Source organism: Actinomadura sp. NTSP31 (genome assembly GCF_041951385.1).
GTDB lineage: Bacteria > Actinomycetota > Actinomycetes > Streptosporangiales > Streptosporangiaceae > Spirillospora > Spirillospora napierensis.
On sequence record NZ_JBGNUT010000006.1, the window covers coordinates 93,855 to 109,663 of the forward strand.

A 15,809-nucleotide genomic window follows, 5' to 3' on the forward strand; every position below is an offset into this window, starting at 1 on the left:
GGTTCTGCGGTGGGTCAGGAGCCTTCCTTCTTCTCCTTCTCCACGGCGCCCCCGCGCTTGAGGTCGCCCTGCCCGCCGCCGTAGGACTCGGTCTGGTAGTTCAGGTAGAACCGGTTGGTGCGGGTGCGGGCCTGGGTCCGGACGCGGCCGGGCGTCGGCAGCGGGATGATGTGGTGCGGGTAGGCCGCGACCAGCTCGCGCGGCTGCCGGGTCCGCAGGATCGCCGCCTGCTCCGGCTCCGGCCGCTCGTGCCGTTCGGTGAAGCCGCCGTCCGGCGTCAGCGAGATCAGGCCGCTCTCCACGCCCTCCTCGCGCTGCTGCAGGTCGCGGCGCTGCAGGCTCAGGCAGACGCGGCGGGCGACGACGAACGCCAGCACCGGGAAGGCGAAGAAGCCGGCCCGGAAGAACCACGTCGTCCAGAACAGCGGGATCTTGAAGGTGTTGGAGATGACGTCGTTGCCGCCCGCCGCCCACAGGTTGCCGTACCAGGCGATGACGGCCGCGCCGATCGCCGTCCGGGTCGCGGCGTTCCGGGGCCGGTCGAGCAGGTGGTGGACGCGTTCGTCCCCGGTCGCCCATCTCTCGAAGAACGGGTACAGGCCGATGAGGGTGAAGAACACCATCGGCAGGACGACGGCCGGCAGCAGCACGTTCCAGCTGACGGTGTGCCCCGCGACCGTGGTGGAGAGCCGCCCCATGATGCGCAGCGAGCCTTCGAGGAAGGCGATGTACCAGTCGGGCTGCGAGCCGAACGACACCTGGTCCGGATCGTAGGGCCCGTACAGCCAGACCGGGTTGATCTGCGCGAACGCCGCCAGGCCGGCCAGGAACCCGAAGGTGTAGAGGAAGTACGCGCCGCTCTGCGCCATGAAGCTGGGGAAGGTCGGCTCGCCCTGCACCGCCTGCTCGCGGCGGCCCCTGCCGGGCCACTGGGTGTGCGTCTGGTGCCAGAGGATCATCAGGTGCGCGGTGATCAGCGCGAGCAGGATGCCGGGGACCAGCAGGATGTGCACGGTGAACAGCCGCGGGATGAAGGTCTCGCTGGCGGGGAACTGCCCGCCGAAAGCCCAGAAGGCGAGGTAGGTGCCGACGATCGGCACCGAGAGCAGGATGCCCTCGGCGATGCGCAGCCCGGTGCCCGACAGCAGGTCGTCGGGGAGGGAGTAGCCGGCGAACCCCTCCAGCACCGACAGCGCGAACAGGGTCACCCCGATCAGCCAGTTGATCTCGCGCGGCTTGCGGAACGCGCCGGTGAAGAAGATCCGCAGCAGGTGGACGCTGATCGCCGCGAGGAAGATGTTCGCCGCCCAGTGGTGGATCTGCCGCATCAGCAGCCCGCCGCGCACGTCGAACGACAGGTCGAGGGTGGACGCGTACGCCTCGCTCATCCTCATGCCGCGCAGCTGGGCGTAGGAGCCGTCGTAGACGATCTCCGTGCCGCTCGGGCGGAAGAACAGGGTGAGGAAGACGCCGGTGAGGACCAGGACGATGAACGAGTAGAGCGCGATCTCGCCCAGCAGGAACGACCAGTGCTTGGGGAACGCCTTCTTGATGTTCTGGCTCAGGACCTCGGTGGAGCCGAGCCGGTCGTTGACCCCGTACGCCAGCCGCCAGCCCGCCGGCAGCTTCTGCTTCCCGCCGCCCCGGTCCCGTCCCGCCATCGCGCTCCTCCTGATCAAGCAGGGTTTCCGCTGGGCGGGTACCCGTGGGGGCGCCCCACAAACGGCGGGCCGGCCGGACGGCGAGCGGTGCCGGGCGAGGTCAGGCGCTCGCCGCGTACAGCACCTCGCGCAGGGCGGGCATCGCCTCCCGGTCGGCGCGCCACACCAGGCGGAGGCTGAGGTCGGGGGCGTCGAGGGCGAGCCGGACGAGGGAGCCGGCGTCCAGCCGGTCCCGGACGGCGAACTCCGGCACCAGCGCGATCCCGAGCCCCCGCTCCGCCCAGGACGCCATGACCGTCACGCTGCCCGCCCGCACCCGCTCGACGCCGGACCCGAGGATCCGCTCCCCGGCCAGCCAGAACGAGCAGGCCGGCACGTTGACCAGCAGCCGCTCGCCCGCCAGGTCGGCGGCGGCGACCCGCGCGGCGGCGGCGAGCGGGTGGCCCGGCGCGGCGACCAGCGCGAGCGGCACCGGCTCCAGGTCGACGAAGCCGAGCGGCTCGGGCGGCGCCGCGAAGCCGAGGTCGCCGAGGCCGGGGCCGGTGTCCAGCAGCAGCGCGGCGTCCAGGTCGCCGCCGGCGACCGCGCCGAGCAGTTGGTCGCGGGCCGCGTCCGAGCGGACCTCGACGCGCAGGCCGGGCCGCCGCTCTGCGACCCGCTCCAGCACCGCCGGGACGTGCGTCGCCGCGATCGTCTCCAGCGCGCCGAGCCGCACCACCGGGGGCTCGCCCGCGACCTCCCGGCGCGCCTGCTCGGCCTGCGCCAGCAGCCGCCCGGCCCATCCGCGCATCCGCTCGCCCGCCCCGGTCAGCCGCATCCCCTTCGGGCCGCGGTCGAACAGCGCGACGCCGAGGGAGCGCTCCAGCGTCCGGACCTGCTCCGACACCGACGACGGCGCGAGGCCGAGCGCGTTCGCGGCGTCGGTGACGGTGCCGTGCTCGATGACGGCCTCGAAGGTCCGCAGCTGGCGCAATTCCATGCCGGAGCAACCTCGCGCGGTCGTTCGGATATTCCGAACGCGGCGTGCGGGCGGGCCGGTGGAGTCCCGGGCCCGCGATTTCCAGACTGGGCGCCATGACCACGGTTCTCTCCCCGGACGCGGTGGCGTCCGGCGGCGCGCGGCGCCGCCCCGCCCTGTTCGGCATATCGCTCGGCTACTTCATGGTGCTGCTCGACACCACCGTCCTCTCGGTGGCCGAGCCCGACCTCGCCCGCTCGCTGCACGGGACGGTCGCGGGCCTGCAATGGGCCGTCACCGGCTACACCGTCGTCTTCGGCGCGCTGCTGCTGTCGGCCGGAGCGGTCGCCGACCGCCACGGCGCGCACCGCGCGTTCCGCGCGGGCATCGCCGTGTTCGGCGCCGCGTCGCTGCTCAGCGCCTTCGCCCCGAACCTGGGGACGCTGGTCGCGCTGCGCGCGGTGCTCGGCGTCGCCGCCGCGGCGTGCGTGCCCGCCTCGATGGCGATGATCAGCCGGCTCTACCCGGTGCCGGCCGAGCGCGCGAAGGCCGTGGCGGCCTGGGCGGCCACCAGCGGCGCCGCGCTGGCCGCCGGGCCGATCGCGGGCGGCGCCCTGGTCGGGCTGGCCGGCTGGCGGGCGATCTTCCTGATCAACGTGCCGCTCGCCGTCCTGGTCCTCGCCCTCGTCGCCGGGCCTCGGGTGCACTGCCCGCGCGGCGACCGCACCATCGACTGGCCCGCCCAGGTCGTCGCGTGCGTCACGCTCGGCCTGCTCACCGACGCGCTCATCGCGCTCGGCTCCGGCGCCCGCGTCCACGCGGCCTGTTCGGCGGCCGGGACGGTCGCCGCCGCGACCGCGTTCGGCGTGCTGGAAAGGCGCAGCGCGGCGCCCGTGCTGGTCCCGGCGATCCTGCGCGCGCCCGGAATGCCGGCTTCGCTGGTCGCGGGCGCGGCGGTCAACTTCGTGATGACGGGCGTGCTGTTCGTGCTGCCGCTGGTCTTCCAGGAGACCCTCGGGATGTCGGCGCTGCGGAGCGGCCTGGCGTTCCTGCCGATGACCCTGCCGTTCGCGTTCAACCCGCTGGTCACCGGGCGGATCGTGGCGCGGACCGGGCCGCGCCCGCCCGTGCTGGCCGGCCTCGCCCTGCTGACCGCCGGCGGCGTGCTGTTCGGGGTCGTCCTGTCGGCCGGCGCGTCCTACCCGGCGCTGCTCGCGGGCCTGCTGTGCACCGGCTTCGGCGTCTCGTTCGCGCTCCCGGCGCTGGCGACCCTGGTCGTCGCCGCCGCACCGGAGGGCACCGCCGGCGCCGCCGGGGGACTGCTCAACGCCGTCCGCCAGTTCGGCGCCACCCTCGGCGTCGCGATCATGGGCGCGTTCGCGGCCGTCGGGCAGGACGGCGGCGAGGCGGGCCGCGCCCTGTTCGTCGCCGCCGCCGTCTGCGCAGCCGCGTTCGCGGCCGCCTTCGCCGGACGGTTCAGGCGGTAGCCATAGGGGTCAGGCGGTGTCGGGGTGGGCGGTGTCGGGACGGGCCGCGTCCGCGCCCGGCCGGACGGGACCGGCGCGCGCGGCGGTGAGACGGCGGCGCAGGACGGCGATCTCCGCCCGGAGCCGGTCCGCGGCCCGCGGATCCGGCTCCAGCCCGCCGAACCCGTCCTCGAGCAGGTCCAGCTCGGCCGCCCGCAGCCGCTCCAGCAGCCGCCGCGGCTCCCCGGTCGGCACGTCCCACCGCTCCTTGCGCCGCCACCGCCGGAAGGCCAGCACCCGGTCCTCGCCCGGCAGCAGCACGCCCTGCGCCGTCTCCTCGGCCGCCGCCCGCCGGAACCGGACGAGGTAGCGGCGCCGCGCCAGCCGGTACGCGACCACCGCCGCCAGCAGGATCGGCGCGCCCTTCAGCGGCAGCAGCGCCGCACCGGGCAGCAGCGGGGAGTCCCACCATGCGTGCAGGGCCATGGCCAGGACGAGCGAGCCGAACGCGAGCGCGGCCGTCGACCGCGAGGCCCGCCCGAGCAGGGAGCCGAGCCCGGCGCCTCCGACCGCGGTCATCGCCCAGTGGCTCCACCAGGCGCCGCCGATCACCCGGCCGCCGAAGGTGAAGAACGCCGCGTTCGCGTCCTGCGTCCCGCCGGTCAGCACGATCGTGTTCAGCACGTACAGGAAGTTCTCGACGATCTGGAACCCCAGCCCGGCCAGCGCGCCGTACGCCCAGCCGTCCAGCGGCCCGCGCACCGCGCACGGCACCATCAGCGCCAGCACCGCCACGCCCGCCAGCTTCAGCAGCTCCTCGTCGACCGGCGCGGCGATCGAGGCGCCCCAGCGGGCGTTGAACTCCGGCCCGGCGGTCTTGGCGATGACCGCCTGGAACGCGGCGTTGGCGACCAGCGCCGTCCCGAACGCGGCCAGCCCGCCCCACGCCACCGCGACCATCGCGTACCCGACGGGCCGCGGGCGGACCGGATGCAGCCGCCGCAGCCCCCACACCCCGAGGACGAGCACCGGCGCCAGCAGCGCGAACCCGGCCACCGCGGCCGCCGGGAACTCCGCGATCTGCGCGTCCATCGCGCGCAGCGCGATCCAGGCCCCGAGCGGGCACATCACCGCCCACAGCCAGAACGCGGGACGGCGCGTCATGGCGCGATCTCGATGCTGAGGACCATCGCCCGCACCTGGGCGGCGAGGCGGCGGTAGGCGTCCGGCGGGCCGGCCGCCGTCACCGTCGCGCCGAGGTCGTCCTTGGCGAACGCGCTCGCCGTGCCGACCTTGCCGTGCCCGGTGAGCGCACCGGTCAGCCCGGCCAGCCCGTGCCCGGTCGTGACGGCCCGCGGGGTCCCGGGCAGCCGCCCGCCGCCCATCGAGACGATCCGGCCGAGCCCGTTCCACAGGCGCGCGCTGTCCAGCGACCCGAACGGGACGACCGCGTTCAGGTTGAACACGACCTCGTCGTTGGACAGCGCGGCGTTGCTGGTCAGCGAGGACTCCGCCGTGTCCAGCACCCAGCCGGCCGCCGGGACCGTGAACGTCACCGGGCGGACGCCGGCGCGTTCGGTGCCGACCGCGACGACGGTGCCCGCCGCCAGCGCGGAGCCGCCGCTGCCGAGCGCCCTGTCGACCAGGGGAAGCCCGCCGCCGAGGACGAGCAGCACGAGGACCACGAGCCCCGTGCCCCACCATCTCACCCGCGCCACGTGGCCCCCCTGATGACCTGCGCTGCGGGAAATGCCCCCCGACGAGGGGACTAAACAAGATCAGGTGGGTTCGGGAGCGGTCCGGCGCGATGTCCAGTGGGCGGGCGCGGCCAGCGCCGCGGGCAGCCGGGTCGCGGCGTCGCCCCGCGCGGCGTCGGCCTGCGCCTGGGTGAGGAACAGCGCACCGGTCAGATCGGCGCCCGCCAGCTCGGCGCCCCGCAGGTCCGCCCCGATCAGGTCGGCGGACCGCAGGTCGGCCTTCCGCAGGTCCGCCCCGATCAGGTAGGCGCCGCGCAGGTTCGCCCCGCGCAGGTCGGCGCCCTTCAGCCGCGCCCCGACGAGGTCGGCGCCCCGGTGGTTCCGCTTGCGGCCCGGGACCCGGCCGCGCACCAGTTCACTGGCGCGCAGCAGCAGCACGTTCACCTTCTCGCGCACCGCCGGGACGTCCACGGCGGCGACCTCGGCGGGGCCGCCGCGGGTCAGCGCCTCCGTCTCGTCCAGCGCCGCGCGGAGTTCCGGATGGACGGACGCGGCGGCGGGCATCTCCAGCGCGTCCGCCAGGTACCAGAGCAGCTCGTGCAATTGCCGCATCACCGGGAACACGCGGAACATGGAGGCCGAGACCTCGGGCCCCCGCCGCCAGTCCCGCCCGCCGAAGGTCTCCTGCGACACCTTCTGGCCGGCGCCGAAGCAGTCGAAGACCGTGCAGCCCGGGAAACCGCGTTCCCGGAGCTCGGTGTGGATGCCGCAGCCGAAGTCGGCCAGCAGGTTGTCGCAGGCCTGCCCCGCCTCCTTGCTGACCGCGAAGTCCGCCGACTTCGCGAACGGCAGCGCGACGCAGCACAGCCCGAAGCACGACCCGCAATCGGCCTTCAGCCCGCTCTTGTCCGGCACGCCTGAACCCCCGTCCTGGTCAACACTCCATTGTCGCGCCCTCCAGCGCGTGCCGTGACCACCGTCAGGCGGCGTCGTGGAAGACCAGCCCGAGCGTCCGGCGGTGCCCCGACCGCACCACGCTGACGCCGTGCCGGACCGGCGACGCCGACCAGCCCCGCCGCGTCCGCACCGGACGGTCCCGCGTCGTGAAGACCAGCCCGCGGCCGCGGGGGAGGAGCGTCGCGGTGCCCCGCGACTGGGCGCGCGCCCGCTGCTCGACCATCAGGAACTCGCCGCCGGTGTAGTCGACGCCCGGATCGTCCAGGCCGATCACGACCTGGAGCGGGAACACCAGGTCGCCGTACAGGTCGCGGTGCAGCGCGTTCCAGTCGTCCCGGCCGTAGCGCAGCAGGATCGGCGTCGGCTTCGTCTGGCCCGCGTCATGGCACATGCCGAGCCATTCGGGCAGCGTGTCCGGCCAGGGAGCGGGACGTCCCAGCCTCGCGGCCCAGTCGCGGGCGATCGGCAGCAGCCGCGGATACAGGGCCTCGCGCAGTTCCTGGACCGGGCCCGGGAACGGCTCGGCGAAGTACCGGTACTGGCCCGCGCCGAACCGGTACCGCTCCATGTCGATCGTCGAACGGAACCGGCCCGCGTCGTCGTAGAGCCCGGCGATCTCCCCGCACTCCTCCTTCGTCAGCAGCGGGGGAGTGAGGGCGCAGCCGCAGGCGTCCACCTCCCCGCCGATCGCCGCCCAGTCGCCCTCCGCGACCCGGTCCGCGTAGCCGCCCATGATGGGCCCTCCTTCGCTCGTGCCATGCCCGTCTTCGGTCAACACCGGTGCGAGCAGGGAGGTTGCGCCGCTGCGGTAATCTGGCCGTCGTCCGCAGCGGATCGACGAGGAGGTGAGTCCCGTTCCTGCCAGCTCAGTCCGGGTGCTCCCGCCTCGCGAGCGTGCGACCGGCCGGTCCTAGGCGGCCGGGGGAGCGCCCACCGGTTCTCCGAAAGGCGCCCATGTCCGGTCACGCACCACCGCCCTCCTCGCCCGAGTCCCTCGTCTCCGCCCTCCGGGCCGCCGGCTGCGTCTTCGCCGAGGACGAGGCGGAACTGATCCTGTCCACCGCCCGCACGCCCGCGGAGGCGGCCGCGATGGCCGAACGGCGGGCCGCCGGGCTTCCGCTCGAGCACGTCCTCGGCTGGGCCGCCTTCCGCGGGCTGCGGATCGCCGTCGAGCCGGGCGTCTTCGTCCCGCGCCGCCGCACCGAGTTCCTCGTCGGGCAGGCCGCCCGGCTGCTGCCGCCCCGGCCGGTCGTCGTCGACCTGTGCTGCGGGTCCGGCGCGCTGGGCGTCGCGCTCGTCGCGGGCCTGGACGCGTTCGAACTGCACGCCGCCGACGTCGAGCCCGCCGCGGTGCGGTGCGCCCGGCGCAACGTCGTGCCCGCCGGCGGGCACGTCCACGAGGGCGACCTGTTCGACCCGCTGCCCGCCGGCCTGCGCGGACGGGTGGACGTGCTGCTCGCCAACGTCCCGTACGTGCCGACCGGCGAGGTCGGCCTGCTGCCCGCCGAGGCGCGGACGCACGAGCCGCGCGTCGCGCTGGACGGCGGCGCGGACGGTCTCGACGTGCTGCGGCGCGTGACGGCCGAGGCGCCGCGATGGCTGGCGCCCGGCGGGCGCCTGCTGTTCGAGACCACCGAGCGGCAGGTCGCGGACGCCGCCGACGCGGTCGCCCGCAGCGGCCTCACCGCGACCGTCGCGCGCTCGGAGGAGCTCTTCGCCACGGTGATCATCGGCGCCCTTCCTGTGTAGAACGCCACGTGAGGGTATGGAACGGACCAGGACGACATGAAGGAGTGAGTTTCATGCGCCGCATCAGCGCAGCGCTCAGCGCCATCGTCGGCACCGTCGTGAACATCGTGACCCTGCCGTTCCGGGTGCTGGGCCGCCTGCTGACCCCCTCGCGCGGCGGCCGTCCGGCCCGCACCCGCGGGCGCCGGGCCGCCTGACGCCCATTCCGGATCGCCCCGGCCCCCTTTTCGGGGACCGGGGCGATTCGTGGATAAAAGGTGTTGCGCATTCATGCGGCGCCCCGCACCATATAAGTGACGAACCGCACGGGACGAGCCGGAAGGGAGCGCGGAGATGATCGGGACGAACATCGTCAAGCAGGTGCCGCAGCCGCAGCCGCAGCGCTTCGCGGTCGCCGCTCGACCGCAGCGAGGTTTCGTCATCCCTCGAGGCGTCACCGGATAGGGCCGCAAGGTTCCGCCGGAGGCCGCCAGGGAGACGACCCGGCGGCCTTTTTCATGCCCGCCCTGCCATTCGCCGGATGTTCTCCTCATGCTGCGCGCATTCGCGGCCGTTGACAATTGAATCGCACGTCCATGGGTCTGTAGCTCAAGAGGGAGAGCGCCCGCCCCGCAAGCGGGAGGTTGCCGGTTCGAGTCCGGTCCGATCCACGGCCGCGCCGGGCGTCCCGCCCGGGCGGACCACGGGAAGAAGGGGATGTGGTGCCCCGCCCGCCCTGGGAGCGGGAGATACGCGGTTCGAGTCCGTGCTTCCCGACGGCCTTCAAGCTCATGGGGATGAGCGCCCGGTTGAAAACCGGGAGGACGAGGTTCGACTCCTCGGACGGCCACGCAGGCCTCTGTAGCTCAGTGGACAGAGCATCGCGCTACGAACGCGGGAGCCCAGGTTCGAGTCCTGGCAGAGGTACCGCGGAGCCCGCCGGCTCCGCTCGGTCGCACAAGCCGAAATGGTGAGGCACCTGGCTTCCACCCAGGAGTACCGGGTTCGATTCCCGGGTGCGGCTCGGCAGGCGGGACACGCCGCTCTCGTTCAATGGGAGGACTCCGGGCTCTTACCCCGGATATGGAGGTTCGACTCCTCCGGGCGGCACGACGCGGGACGCGCTCCCGCGATGCTGGATGGTCTAACGGAAGGACGCGTGGCTCTGAACCACGAAAGTGCAGGTTCGAATCCTGCTCCAGCAGCCGGCCTTTCCGCCGAGAGGCGCGTCACGGGCGCGCGCCGACGCGGGTCCGCTGGGTCGTCCAGGCGCGGGCCTGCTCGCTCAGCGTGATGCCGAGGCCGGGACGGGCGGGCACCTGCATCCGGCCGTCGGCGATCACCAGCCGCTCGTTGAACAGCGGGTCCAGCCAGTCGAAATGCTCCACCCACGGCTCGGACGGGTACGCCGCCGCCAGATGGAGGTGGATCTCCATCGCGAAGTGCGGCGCGAGCTGGAGGTGCCGGTGGTCCGCCAGGACGGCGAGCCTCACGAACTCGGTGATGCCGCCGATGCGGGCCGCGTCCGGCTGGAGGACGTCGGCCGCGCCCGCGTCGATCAGCGCGCAGTGCTCGGCGACGCTGGTCAGCATCTCGCCGGTCGCGACCGGGGTGTCCAGCGCGCGGGCGAGGGCGGCGTGGCCCTCGGCGTCGTGCGCGTCCAGCGGCTCCTCGATCCAGGTGAGGCCGAACCCCTCCAGCGCGCGGCCCATCCGCAGCGCGGCCGTCCGGTCCCACTGCTGGTTCGCGTCCACCATCAGCGGGACGGCGTCGCCGAGGCGCTCGCGGACGGCGGTGACGCGGCGCAGGTCCTCGGCGCGGTCGGGATGCCCCACCTTGATCTTGATGCCGCCGATCCCGGACGCCAGCGATGCCGACGCGTTGTCGAGGACCTCCTCCAGCGGCGCGTGCAGGAACCCGCCTGAGGTGTTGTAGCAGCGGACGGAGTCGCGGTGCGCGCCGAGCAGCTTGGCCAGCGGCAGGCCCGCGCGCTTCGCCTTCAGGTCCCACAGCGCGATGTCGATGGCGGCGATCGCCTGGACGGCTAGCCCGCCGCGTCCGACCGAGGCGCCTGCCCACGCCAGCTTCGTCCAGATCCTGGCGATGTCGCTGGGGTCCTCGCCGATCAGCGCGGGCGCGATCTCGGCGGCGTGCGCGAACTGCCCCGGCCCGCCGGCCCGCTTGGAGTAGCCGAACCCGAGGCCCTCGTGCCCGTCCTCGGTGCCGATCTCGGCGAACAGGAACACGACCTCGGTCATCGGGCGCTGCCGCCCGGTCAGCACCTTCGCGTCGCTGACCGGGACGGCGAGCGGCAGCGTGACCGAGGACAGCTCGATCCACGCGACGCGGTCCGGCGCGGCCCCGCCGGTCATCTCAGAGCACCTTCTCCACCAGGGCCGTCAGGTCGGCGAGCTCGGCGCCGGTCAGGTCGGTCAGCGGTGGCCGGACGGGCCCGGCAGGACGCCCGGCGGCGCGCATCCCCGCCTTGACGATGCTGACCGCGTAGCCCTTGCTCCGGTTGCGGATCTCGCAGTACGGCAGCACGAAATCGGCCAGCCGGCGCCGCACCTCGTCCCGGTCGCGGGCGCGGACGGCCCGGTAGAACCCGAGCGCGAAGTCCGGCGCGAAGTTGAAGATCGCCGAGGAGTACGTCGTCACGCCCATCTCCAGGTAGGGCAGCGCGAACGTCTCGGCGGTCGGCAGCCCGCCGATGTAGACCAGGCGGTCGCCGAGCCGCGACCGGATCCGCGTCATCAGCTCCAGGTCGCCGACGCCGTCCTTGAACCCGACGAGGTTGGGGCACGCCTCGGCGAGCCGCGCGACGGTGCCGTCCTGGTAGACGGCGTTGGACCGGCTGTAGATCGTCACGCCGAGCCGGGTGGCCTCGCACACCGCGCGGACGTGCGCGGCGAGCCCGTCCTGCGGCGCCTCCGTGAGGTAGGGCGGGAACAGCAGGATGCCGTCGGCGCCCGCCCGCTCGGCGTCGCGGGCCATCTCGACCGCGGTGGCGGTGCCGTACCCGGCGGGCGCGATCAGCGGGACGCCGTCCGGGGTCTCCGCGGCGGCGGCCCGGACGACCCGGCCGACCTCCGCGGGGGTGAGGGAGAAGAACTCCCCGGTGCCGCCCGCCGCGAACAGTCCCGCGACGCCCTCGTGCCCGAGCCGGGCGATGTTGGCGCGGTAGCCGTCCTCGTCGAAGGACAGGTCGTCACGGAAGTGGGTGACGGGGAACGACAGGAGCCCGGAGCCGAGCAGCCGGGCGGTCTCGTCGGGCGCGTGCTCGCTCATGACCCGAGGCTAGGATGGCCGATCGATCCAGGTCCAACACGAATATCGGATCCACTGATACCCGCGGGGAATCGTTTGTTCACCCTCACCCAGCTCGCGAGCTTCGTCGCCGTCGCCGAGGAACTGCACTTCGGCCGGGCCGCCAAGCGGCTGCGGATGACCCAGCCGCCGCTCAGCCGGCAGATCCAGCTGCTGGAGAACGAGCTGAAGGTGCGGCTGTTCGACCGGACGAACCGCTCGGTCCGGCTGACGCCCGCGGGGCGCGCGTTCCTGGTGGAGGCGCGCCGGCTGCTGCACCAGGCCGACCACGCGGCGCTGTCGGCGCGGCGGGTGTCGGCGGGGGAGGCCGGCCGGATCGCGGTCGGGTTCACGGCGGCGAGCGCCTACGCCGCGCTCGGCCGGCTGCTGGACGCCGCGCGGTCCGCGCTGCCGGACGTCGAGATCGTGCTGCGCGAGATGGTGACCCGCGACCAGTTGCGGGCCCTCACCGAGGGCGCCCTCGACCTCGGGCTGGTCCGCCCGCCCGTCGCCGCGCCGGAGCTGGAGGAGCGGGCCGCCGACCGGGAGGCGCTGCTGGCCGCCGTGCCCAACGGGCATCCGCTCGCCGCCGGCGGCGGCCCGCTCCGCCTGGACGCCTTCGACGGGCAGCCGCTCATCATGTACTCGCCGGTCGAGGCGCGCTACTTCCACGAACTGCTGGTCGGGCTGTTCCGGTGGGCGGGTGTCTCCCCGGTCTACGCGCAGTACCTCAGCCAGGTGCACAGCATCCTCGCGCTGGTGGACGGCGGGTGGGGCCTCGCGCTGATCCCCGAGGCGGCGGCGAGGCTGCGGTACGCGGGCCTGACGTTCCGCCCGCTGGAGCTGCCCGACCCGGCCCCGGTGGAGCTGAGCCTGACGTGGCGGCGCGGCAACGACAACCCGGCCCTGGTGAGGCTGCTGGAGCACATCTGACGCGCGGCGGCCGGGAGGAACTGTGGCGATGGCCACCTTCCGCCTGCGCGCGGCCGTCTTGACCGGCCGCGTCCCGCTCGCTTACTTTGGCGTCCAAATATTGGCCGTCAAAGTAACGGCCCGGCCGCCCACCCCGGAGGAACGATGAGCGACTTTCCCGCGTACGCGCCGTCGGAGGAGCAGGAGTTGCTGCGGGCGACGGTGCGTGAGCTGGCGGATGCCAAGATCGCGCCGTTCGCGGCGGAGGTGGACGAGGAGTCGCGTTTTCCGCAGGAGGCGCTGGAGGCGCTGGTCGCCAACGACCTGCACGCGGTGCACGTCCCTGAGTCGTATGGGGGTGCGGGCGCGGATGCGTTGGCGACGGTGATCGTGATCGAGGAGGTCGCGCGGGCGTGCGCGTCGTCCTCGCTGATCCCGGCGGTGAACAAGCTGGGCACGGTGCCGATCCTGTTGTCGGGGTCGGAGGAGTTGAAGCGCAGGTATCTGGGGCCGGTGGCGCGGGGGGAGGCGATGTTCTCCTATGCGCTGTCGGAGGCCGACGCGGGTTCGGATGCGGGTGGGATGAAGACCCGCGCGGTGCGTGATGGTGACACCTGGGTGTTGAACGGCGCGAAGATGTGGATCACCAATGCGGGGGTGTCGGAGTACTACACGGTGATGGCGGTCACCGACCCGCCGGCGGGGGCGCGGGGGATCTCGGCGTTCGTGGTGGAGAGGTCCGATCCGGGGGTGTCGTTCGGGGCCAAGGAGCGCAAGCTGGGGATCAAGGGGTCGCCGACCCGGCAGGTGATCTTGGAGGATGTGCGGATCCCGGCCGATCGGATCATCGGCGCCGAGGGCACCGGTTTCAAGACCGCGCTGGCCACCCTGGACCACACCCGGATCACGATCGCGGCGCAGGCGCTGGGGATCGCGCAGGGCGCGCTGGATTTCGCGGTGGGGTATGTCAAGGAGCGCAAGCAGTTCGGTCAGGCGATCGGTGATTTCCAGGGTGTGCAGTTCATGTTGGCGGACATGGCGATGCGGTTGGAGGGTGCGCGGCAGTTGACCTACCACGCGGCGATCAAGTCCGAGCGGGCGATGCTGGGGGACAAGGTCGCCGATCTGACGTTGGTGTCGTCGGCGTGCAAGGCGCTGGCCTCGGATGTGGCGATGGACGTGACGACCGACGCGGTGCAGCTTTTGGGCGGGTATGGGTATACGCGGGAGTTCCCGGTGGAGCGGATGATGCGCGACGCCAAGATCACCCAGATCTACGAGGGCACCAACCAGATCCAGCGGATGGTCATCGCCCGCCAACTCCTCAAATAGCTCCCGGTGCCGCCGGCGACTCCCCGGGGAAGACCGCCGGTACGGCGGCGTGACGGCGAAAGGCCTGCCGCGACCGGGGAACCGCCGCCAGGATGGGTGGTGCCGGCGGTCCATCGCGGACAAGGGAGGGCCATGAGCGAACACGGATCCGCGCCCGAGATCGACACGAGCGTCTCGCACGTGGCGCGCATCTGGAACTACTGGCTGGGCGGCAAGGACAACTACCCCGTCGACCGCGAGGTCGGCGACCAGATCCTCACGATGCTCCCGGACGTGGCGCGGCTCGCCCGCGCGTCCCGGCTGTTCCTCAACCGGGTCGTCTGGCACCTGGCCGCCGAGGCGGGCGTCCGCCAGTTCGTCGACATCGGGACGGGCCTGCCGACGGTCGACAACACCCACGAGGTCGCGCAGCGCGCGGCCCCCGAGGCGAAGATCGTCTACGTGGACAACGACCCGCTGGTGCTCGCGCACGCGCAGGCGCTGCTGACCAGCACCCCGGAGGGCGCGACCGCCTACATCGACGCCGACCTGCGCGACCCGGACCGCATCCTGGCCAAGGCCGCCGAGACCCTCGACTTCGACGAGCCGGTCGCGTTCACCCTGATGGGGATCCTGGAGTTCGTCACCGACGACGAGGAGGCGTACTCGATCGTCCGGCGGCTGCTGGACGCGGTGCCGGCCGGCAGCCACTTCGCGATGTACGACGGGACGAACGTCGTCCACGGCGCGGCGTCCGACCGGATCGTCGACGTCTGGAACGCCTCCGGCAACGCCGGTCTCGTGCTGCGCGCCCCCGAGGGGATCCGGCGCTTCTTCGACGGCCTGGAACTGCTGGCGCCCGGCGTGGTGCCGGTGAACGAGTGGCGGCCCGAGGTCAGCGTCGGCACCGACCCCGAACCCGTCGACGCCTACGGCGGCGTGGGCCGCAAACCCTAGCCGCGGCGGCGGCCGGAGGGCGGCTCGTCCGCGTGCTGCAGGATCTCGGTGATCGCGAAGGCCGCTTCGAGCCGCCCGCCCTGGACGGCGGCCTTGTAGTAGACGAGCGCGACCTTCCTGTCCGCGGCGGTGCCGCCCCGGCCCGCGCGGTCTCCGAGGCGGTGGGCGTGGCGGGCCGCGTGCCCGGCGTCCAGGCCGTCCGGCGAGGCGTCCAGCAGGTCCAGCGCGCCCGGGTGGCCGGCCGCCGCGGCCTCGATCAGCAGCGGGGCGCTCTCGCCGCCGCGGGCCGGGTCCGTGCCGAGCAGCACCGCGACCCGGTAGAGGGCGTCGGCGTCCCCGGCCGCCGCGCGGCCGAGCAGCGCGCGGCCGTGCGGCCCGTACCCGGCGACGGTGGCCTTCTGCGACTCCGTCAGCCGCACCGGACGGACCGGTTCGGTCTCCGGCGGCGCGAGCGTCCGGGGACCGGGCGAGGCCGCGGGCGGGACCGGGCGGGACGCGGCCCGCGCGGCGCGCAGCCGGGCCTGCCACGGCGGCAGCGACGCGATGCCGGGGTCGTCGGCGCGCACGCCCGTCTCCCACGCGCGGCGCTGGCAGCAGAGCACGAAGCTGGCCACCCACGCCGAGGACGGCACCCGCTTGCGCCGCCCGGCGAGCACGTCGAAGATCCCGGTCGTGGACAGCGACGGCAGGTCGCGCCGGCCGTACAGGTCGCCGAGATGCTCGGAGATCTCGGCGAGCTTGCGGTAGGGCGGCCTGTTGCAGGAGTCGTAGAGCGCGTTGAGCGCGGTGATGAAGTCCTCCGGCCCGGTGGGCCGCGAAGCGTCGTCGATCATGTCTGGTCGCCCTTGCCGGCGTG

The 15,809-nt window shown here is 73.7% G+C and carries 15 protein-coding genes and 7 tRNA genes; 13 read left to right on the forward strand and 9 right to left on the reverse strand.

Annotated elements, in window-relative coordinates:
* Positions 1-14: 14 nt before the first annotated feature.
* Positions 15-1,661, reverse strand: a complete 1,647-nt coding sequence (locus tag ACA514_RS12220) for a cytochrome bc complex cytochrome b subunit (RefSeq protein ID WP_375041190.1) — start codon at positions 1,659-1,661, stop codon at positions 15-17.
* Positions 1,662-1,761: 100 nt separating this feature from the next.
* Positions 1,762-2,640, reverse strand: coding sequence for a LysR family transcriptional regulator (locus tag ACA514_RS12225; protein ID WP_375041191.1), 879 nt, complete (start codon positions 2,638-2,640; stop codon positions 1,762-1,764).
* A gap of 95 nt (positions 2,641-2,735) precedes the next feature.
* On the opposite strand from ACA514_RS12225, the gene ACA514_RS12230 reads away from it, so the two are divergent.
* Positions 2,736-4,106 carry an MFS transporter gene (locus tag ACA514_RS12230; RefSeq protein ID WP_375041192.1) on the forward strand — a complete coding sequence of 457 codons (1,371 nt, stop codon included), beginning with the start codon at positions 2,736-2,738 and terminating at the stop codon, positions 4,104-4,106.
* Positions 4,107-4,115: 9 nt separating this feature from the next.
* On the opposite strand, the gene ACA514_RS12235 is transcribed toward ACA514_RS12230, so the two are convergent.
* The 4 genes from ACA514_RS12235 to ACA514_RS12250 form a co-directional block, all read right to left on the reverse strand.
* Positions 4,116-5,249 carry a PrsW family intramembrane metalloprotease gene (locus tag ACA514_RS12235; protein ID WP_375041193.1) on the reverse strand — a complete coding sequence of 378 codons (1,134 nt, stop codon included), beginning with the start codon at positions 5,247-5,249 and terminating at the stop codon, positions 4,116-4,118.
* Entirely contained in the window at positions 5,246-5,803 is a 558-nt protein-coding gene (locus tag ACA514_RS12240; RefSeq protein WP_375041194.1) for a hypothetical protein, read from the reverse strand. Before ACA514_RS12240 ends, ACA514_RS12235 begins: the two co-directional genes overlap by 4 nt.
* A gap of 60 nt (positions 5,804-5,863) precedes the next feature.
* The gene (locus tag ACA514_RS12245) at positions 5,864-6,697 is read right to left on the reverse strand and encodes a pentapeptide repeat-containing protein (RefSeq protein ID WP_375041195.1); all 834 of its coding nucleotides are present in this window, start codon (positions 6,695-6,697) and stop codon (positions 5,864-5,866) included.
* A 64-nt stretch (positions 6,698-6,761) separates the two neighbouring features.
* Positions 6,762-7,472 carry a 2OG-Fe(II) oxygenase gene (locus ACA514_RS12250; RefSeq protein WP_375041196.1) on the reverse strand — a complete coding sequence of 237 codons (711 nt, stop codon included), beginning with the start codon at positions 7,470-7,472 and terminating at the stop codon, positions 6,762-6,764.
* Between the two features lie 221 nt (positions 7,473-7,693).
* On the opposite strand from ACA514_RS12250, the gene ACA514_RS12255 reads away from it, so the two are divergent.
* The 9 genes from ACA514_RS12255 to ACA514_RS12295 all read left to right on the forward strand — a co-directional run bounded on the left by ACA514_RS12255 (position 7,694) and on the right by ACA514_RS12295 (position 9,672).
* The gene (locus ACA514_RS12255; RefSeq protein WP_375041197.1) at positions 7,694-8,488 is read left to right on the forward strand and encodes a putative protein N(5)-glutamine methyltransferase; all 795 of its coding nucleotides are present in this window, start codon (positions 7,694-7,696) and stop codon (positions 8,486-8,488) included.
* Between the two features lie 53 nt (positions 8,489-8,541).
* On the forward strand, positions 8,542-8,685 hold the full coding sequence (locus ACA514_RS12260; RefSeq protein ID WP_375041198.1) for an LPFR motif small protein: 144 nt from the start codon (positions 8,542-8,544) through the stop codon (positions 8,683-8,685).
* Positions 8,686-9,065: 380 nt separating this feature from the next.
* Positions 9,066-9,138, forward strand: a tRNA-Ala gene (locus ACA514_RS12265).
* A 33-nt stretch (positions 9,139-9,171) separates the two neighbouring features.
* Positions 9,172-9,244: transfer RNA gene (locus ACA514_RS12270), tRNA-Pro, on the forward strand.
* A gap of 1 nt (position 9,245) precedes the next feature.
* Positions 9,246-9,317, forward strand: a tRNA-Phe gene (locus tag ACA514_RS12275).
* Positions 9,318-9,322: 5 nt separating this feature from the next.
* A tRNA-Arg gene (locus tag ACA514_RS12280) sits at positions 9,323-9,394 on the forward strand.
* A 25-nt stretch (positions 9,395-9,419) separates the two neighbouring features.
* Positions 9,420-9,491, forward strand: a tRNA-Gly gene (locus tag ACA514_RS12285).
* Between the two features lie 15 nt (positions 9,492-9,506).
* Positions 9,507-9,577: transfer RNA gene (locus ACA514_RS12290), tRNA-Lys, on the forward strand.
* 23 nt (positions 9,578-9,600) lie between these two features.
* A tRNA-Gln gene (locus tag ACA514_RS12295) sits at positions 9,601-9,672 on the forward strand.
* 24 nt (positions 9,673-9,696) lie between these two features.
* Here the strand turns inward: ACA514_RS12295 and ACA514_RS12300 are convergent.
* Positions 9,697-10,839, reverse strand: a complete 1,143-nt coding sequence (locus tag ACA514_RS12300; protein ID WP_375041199.1) for a mandelate racemase/muconate lactonizing enzyme family protein — start codon at positions 10,837-10,839, stop codon at positions 9,697-9,699.
* A 1-nt stretch (position 10,840) separates the two neighbouring features.
* Positions 10,841-11,755, reverse strand: coding sequence for a 5-dehydro-4-deoxyglucarate dehydratase (kdgD, locus tag ACA514_RS12305; protein WP_375041200.1), 915 nt, complete (start codon positions 11,753-11,755; stop codon positions 10,841-10,843).
* 75 nt (positions 11,756-11,830) lie between these two features.
* Here kdgD and ACA514_RS12310 point away from each other — a divergent pair, with 75 nt between their 5' ends.
* The 3 genes from ACA514_RS12310 (at position 11,831) to ACA514_RS12320 (ending at position 14,953) form a co-directional block, all read left to right on the forward strand.
* Positions 11,831-12,706, forward strand: coding sequence for a LysR substrate-binding domain-containing protein (locus tag ACA514_RS12310; protein WP_375041201.1), 876 nt, complete (start codon positions 11,831-11,833; stop codon positions 12,704-12,706).
* 144 nt (positions 12,707-12,850) lie between these two features.
* Positions 12,851-14,017, forward strand: a complete 1,167-nt coding sequence (locus tag ACA514_RS12315; RefSeq protein WP_375041202.1) for an acyl-CoA dehydrogenase family protein — start codon at positions 12,851-12,853, stop codon at positions 14,015-14,017.
* 132 nt (positions 14,018-14,149) lie between these two features.
* Entirely contained in the window at positions 14,150-14,953 is an 804-nt protein-coding gene (locus ACA514_RS12320; protein WP_375041203.1) for an SAM-dependent methyltransferase, read from the forward strand.
* On the opposite strand, the gene ACA514_RS12325 is transcribed toward ACA514_RS12320, so the two are convergent.
* On the reverse strand, positions 14,950-15,786 hold the full coding sequence (locus tag ACA514_RS12325; protein ID WP_375041204.1) for a hypothetical protein: 837 nt from the start codon (positions 15,784-15,786) through the stop codon (positions 14,950-14,952). The two genes, ACA514_RS12320 and ACA514_RS12325, sit on opposite strands and share 4 nt — an antisense overlap.
* Positions 15,787-15,809 lie beyond the last annotated feature (23 nt).

Excerpts from the sequence above, each read along its gene's own strand:
- ACA514_RS12220 (WP_375041190.1), bottom strand. The coding sequence starts at position 1,661 with ATGGCGGGACGGGACCGGGGCGGCGGGAAGCAGAAGCTGCCGGCGGGC.
- ACA514_RS12325 (WP_375041204.1), bottom strand. The coding sequence starts at position 15,786 with ATGATCGACGACGCTTCGCGGCCCACCGGGCCGGAGGACTTCATCACC.
- ACA514_RS12235 (WP_375041193.1), bottom strand. The coding sequence starts at position 5,249 with ATGACGCGCCGTCCCGCGTTCTGGCTGTGGGCGGTGATGTGCCCGCTC.
- ACA514_RS12300 (WP_375041199.1), bottom strand. The coding sequence starts at position 10,839 with ATGACCGGCGGGGCCGCGCCGGACCGCGTCGCGTGGATCGAGCTGTCC.
- kdgD (WP_375041200.1), bottom strand. The coding sequence starts at position 11,755 with ATGAGCGAGCACGCGCCCGACGAGACCGCCCGGCTGCTCGGCTCCGGG.
- ACA514_RS12230 (WP_375041192.1), top strand. The coding sequence starts at position 2,736 with ATGACCACGGTTCTCTCCCCGGACGCGGTGGCGTCCGGCGGCGCGCGG.
- ACA514_RS12255 (WP_375041197.1), top strand. The coding sequence starts at position 7,694 with ATGTCCGGTCACGCACCACCGCCCTCCTCGCCCGAGTCCCTCGTCTCC.
- ACA514_RS12260 (WP_375041198.1), top strand. The coding sequence starts at position 8,542 with ATGCGCCGCATCAGCGCAGCGCTCAGCGCCATCGTCGGCACCGTCGTG.
- ACA514_RS12250 (WP_375041196.1), bottom strand. The coding sequence starts at position 7,472 with ATGGGCGGCTACGCGGACCGGGTCGCGGAGGGCGACTGGGCGGCGATC.
- ACA514_RS12225 (WP_375041191.1), bottom strand. The coding sequence starts at position 2,640 with ATGGAATTGCGCCAGCTGCGGACCTTCGAGGCCGTCATCGAGCACGGC.
- ACA514_RS12320 (WP_375041203.1), top strand. The coding sequence starts at position 14,150 with ATGAGCGAACACGGATCCGCGCCCGAGATCGACACGAGCGTCTCGCAC.
- ACA514_RS12315 (WP_375041202.1), top strand. The coding sequence starts at position 12,851 with ATGAGCGACTTTCCCGCGTACGCGCCGTCGGAGGAGCAGGAGTTGCTG.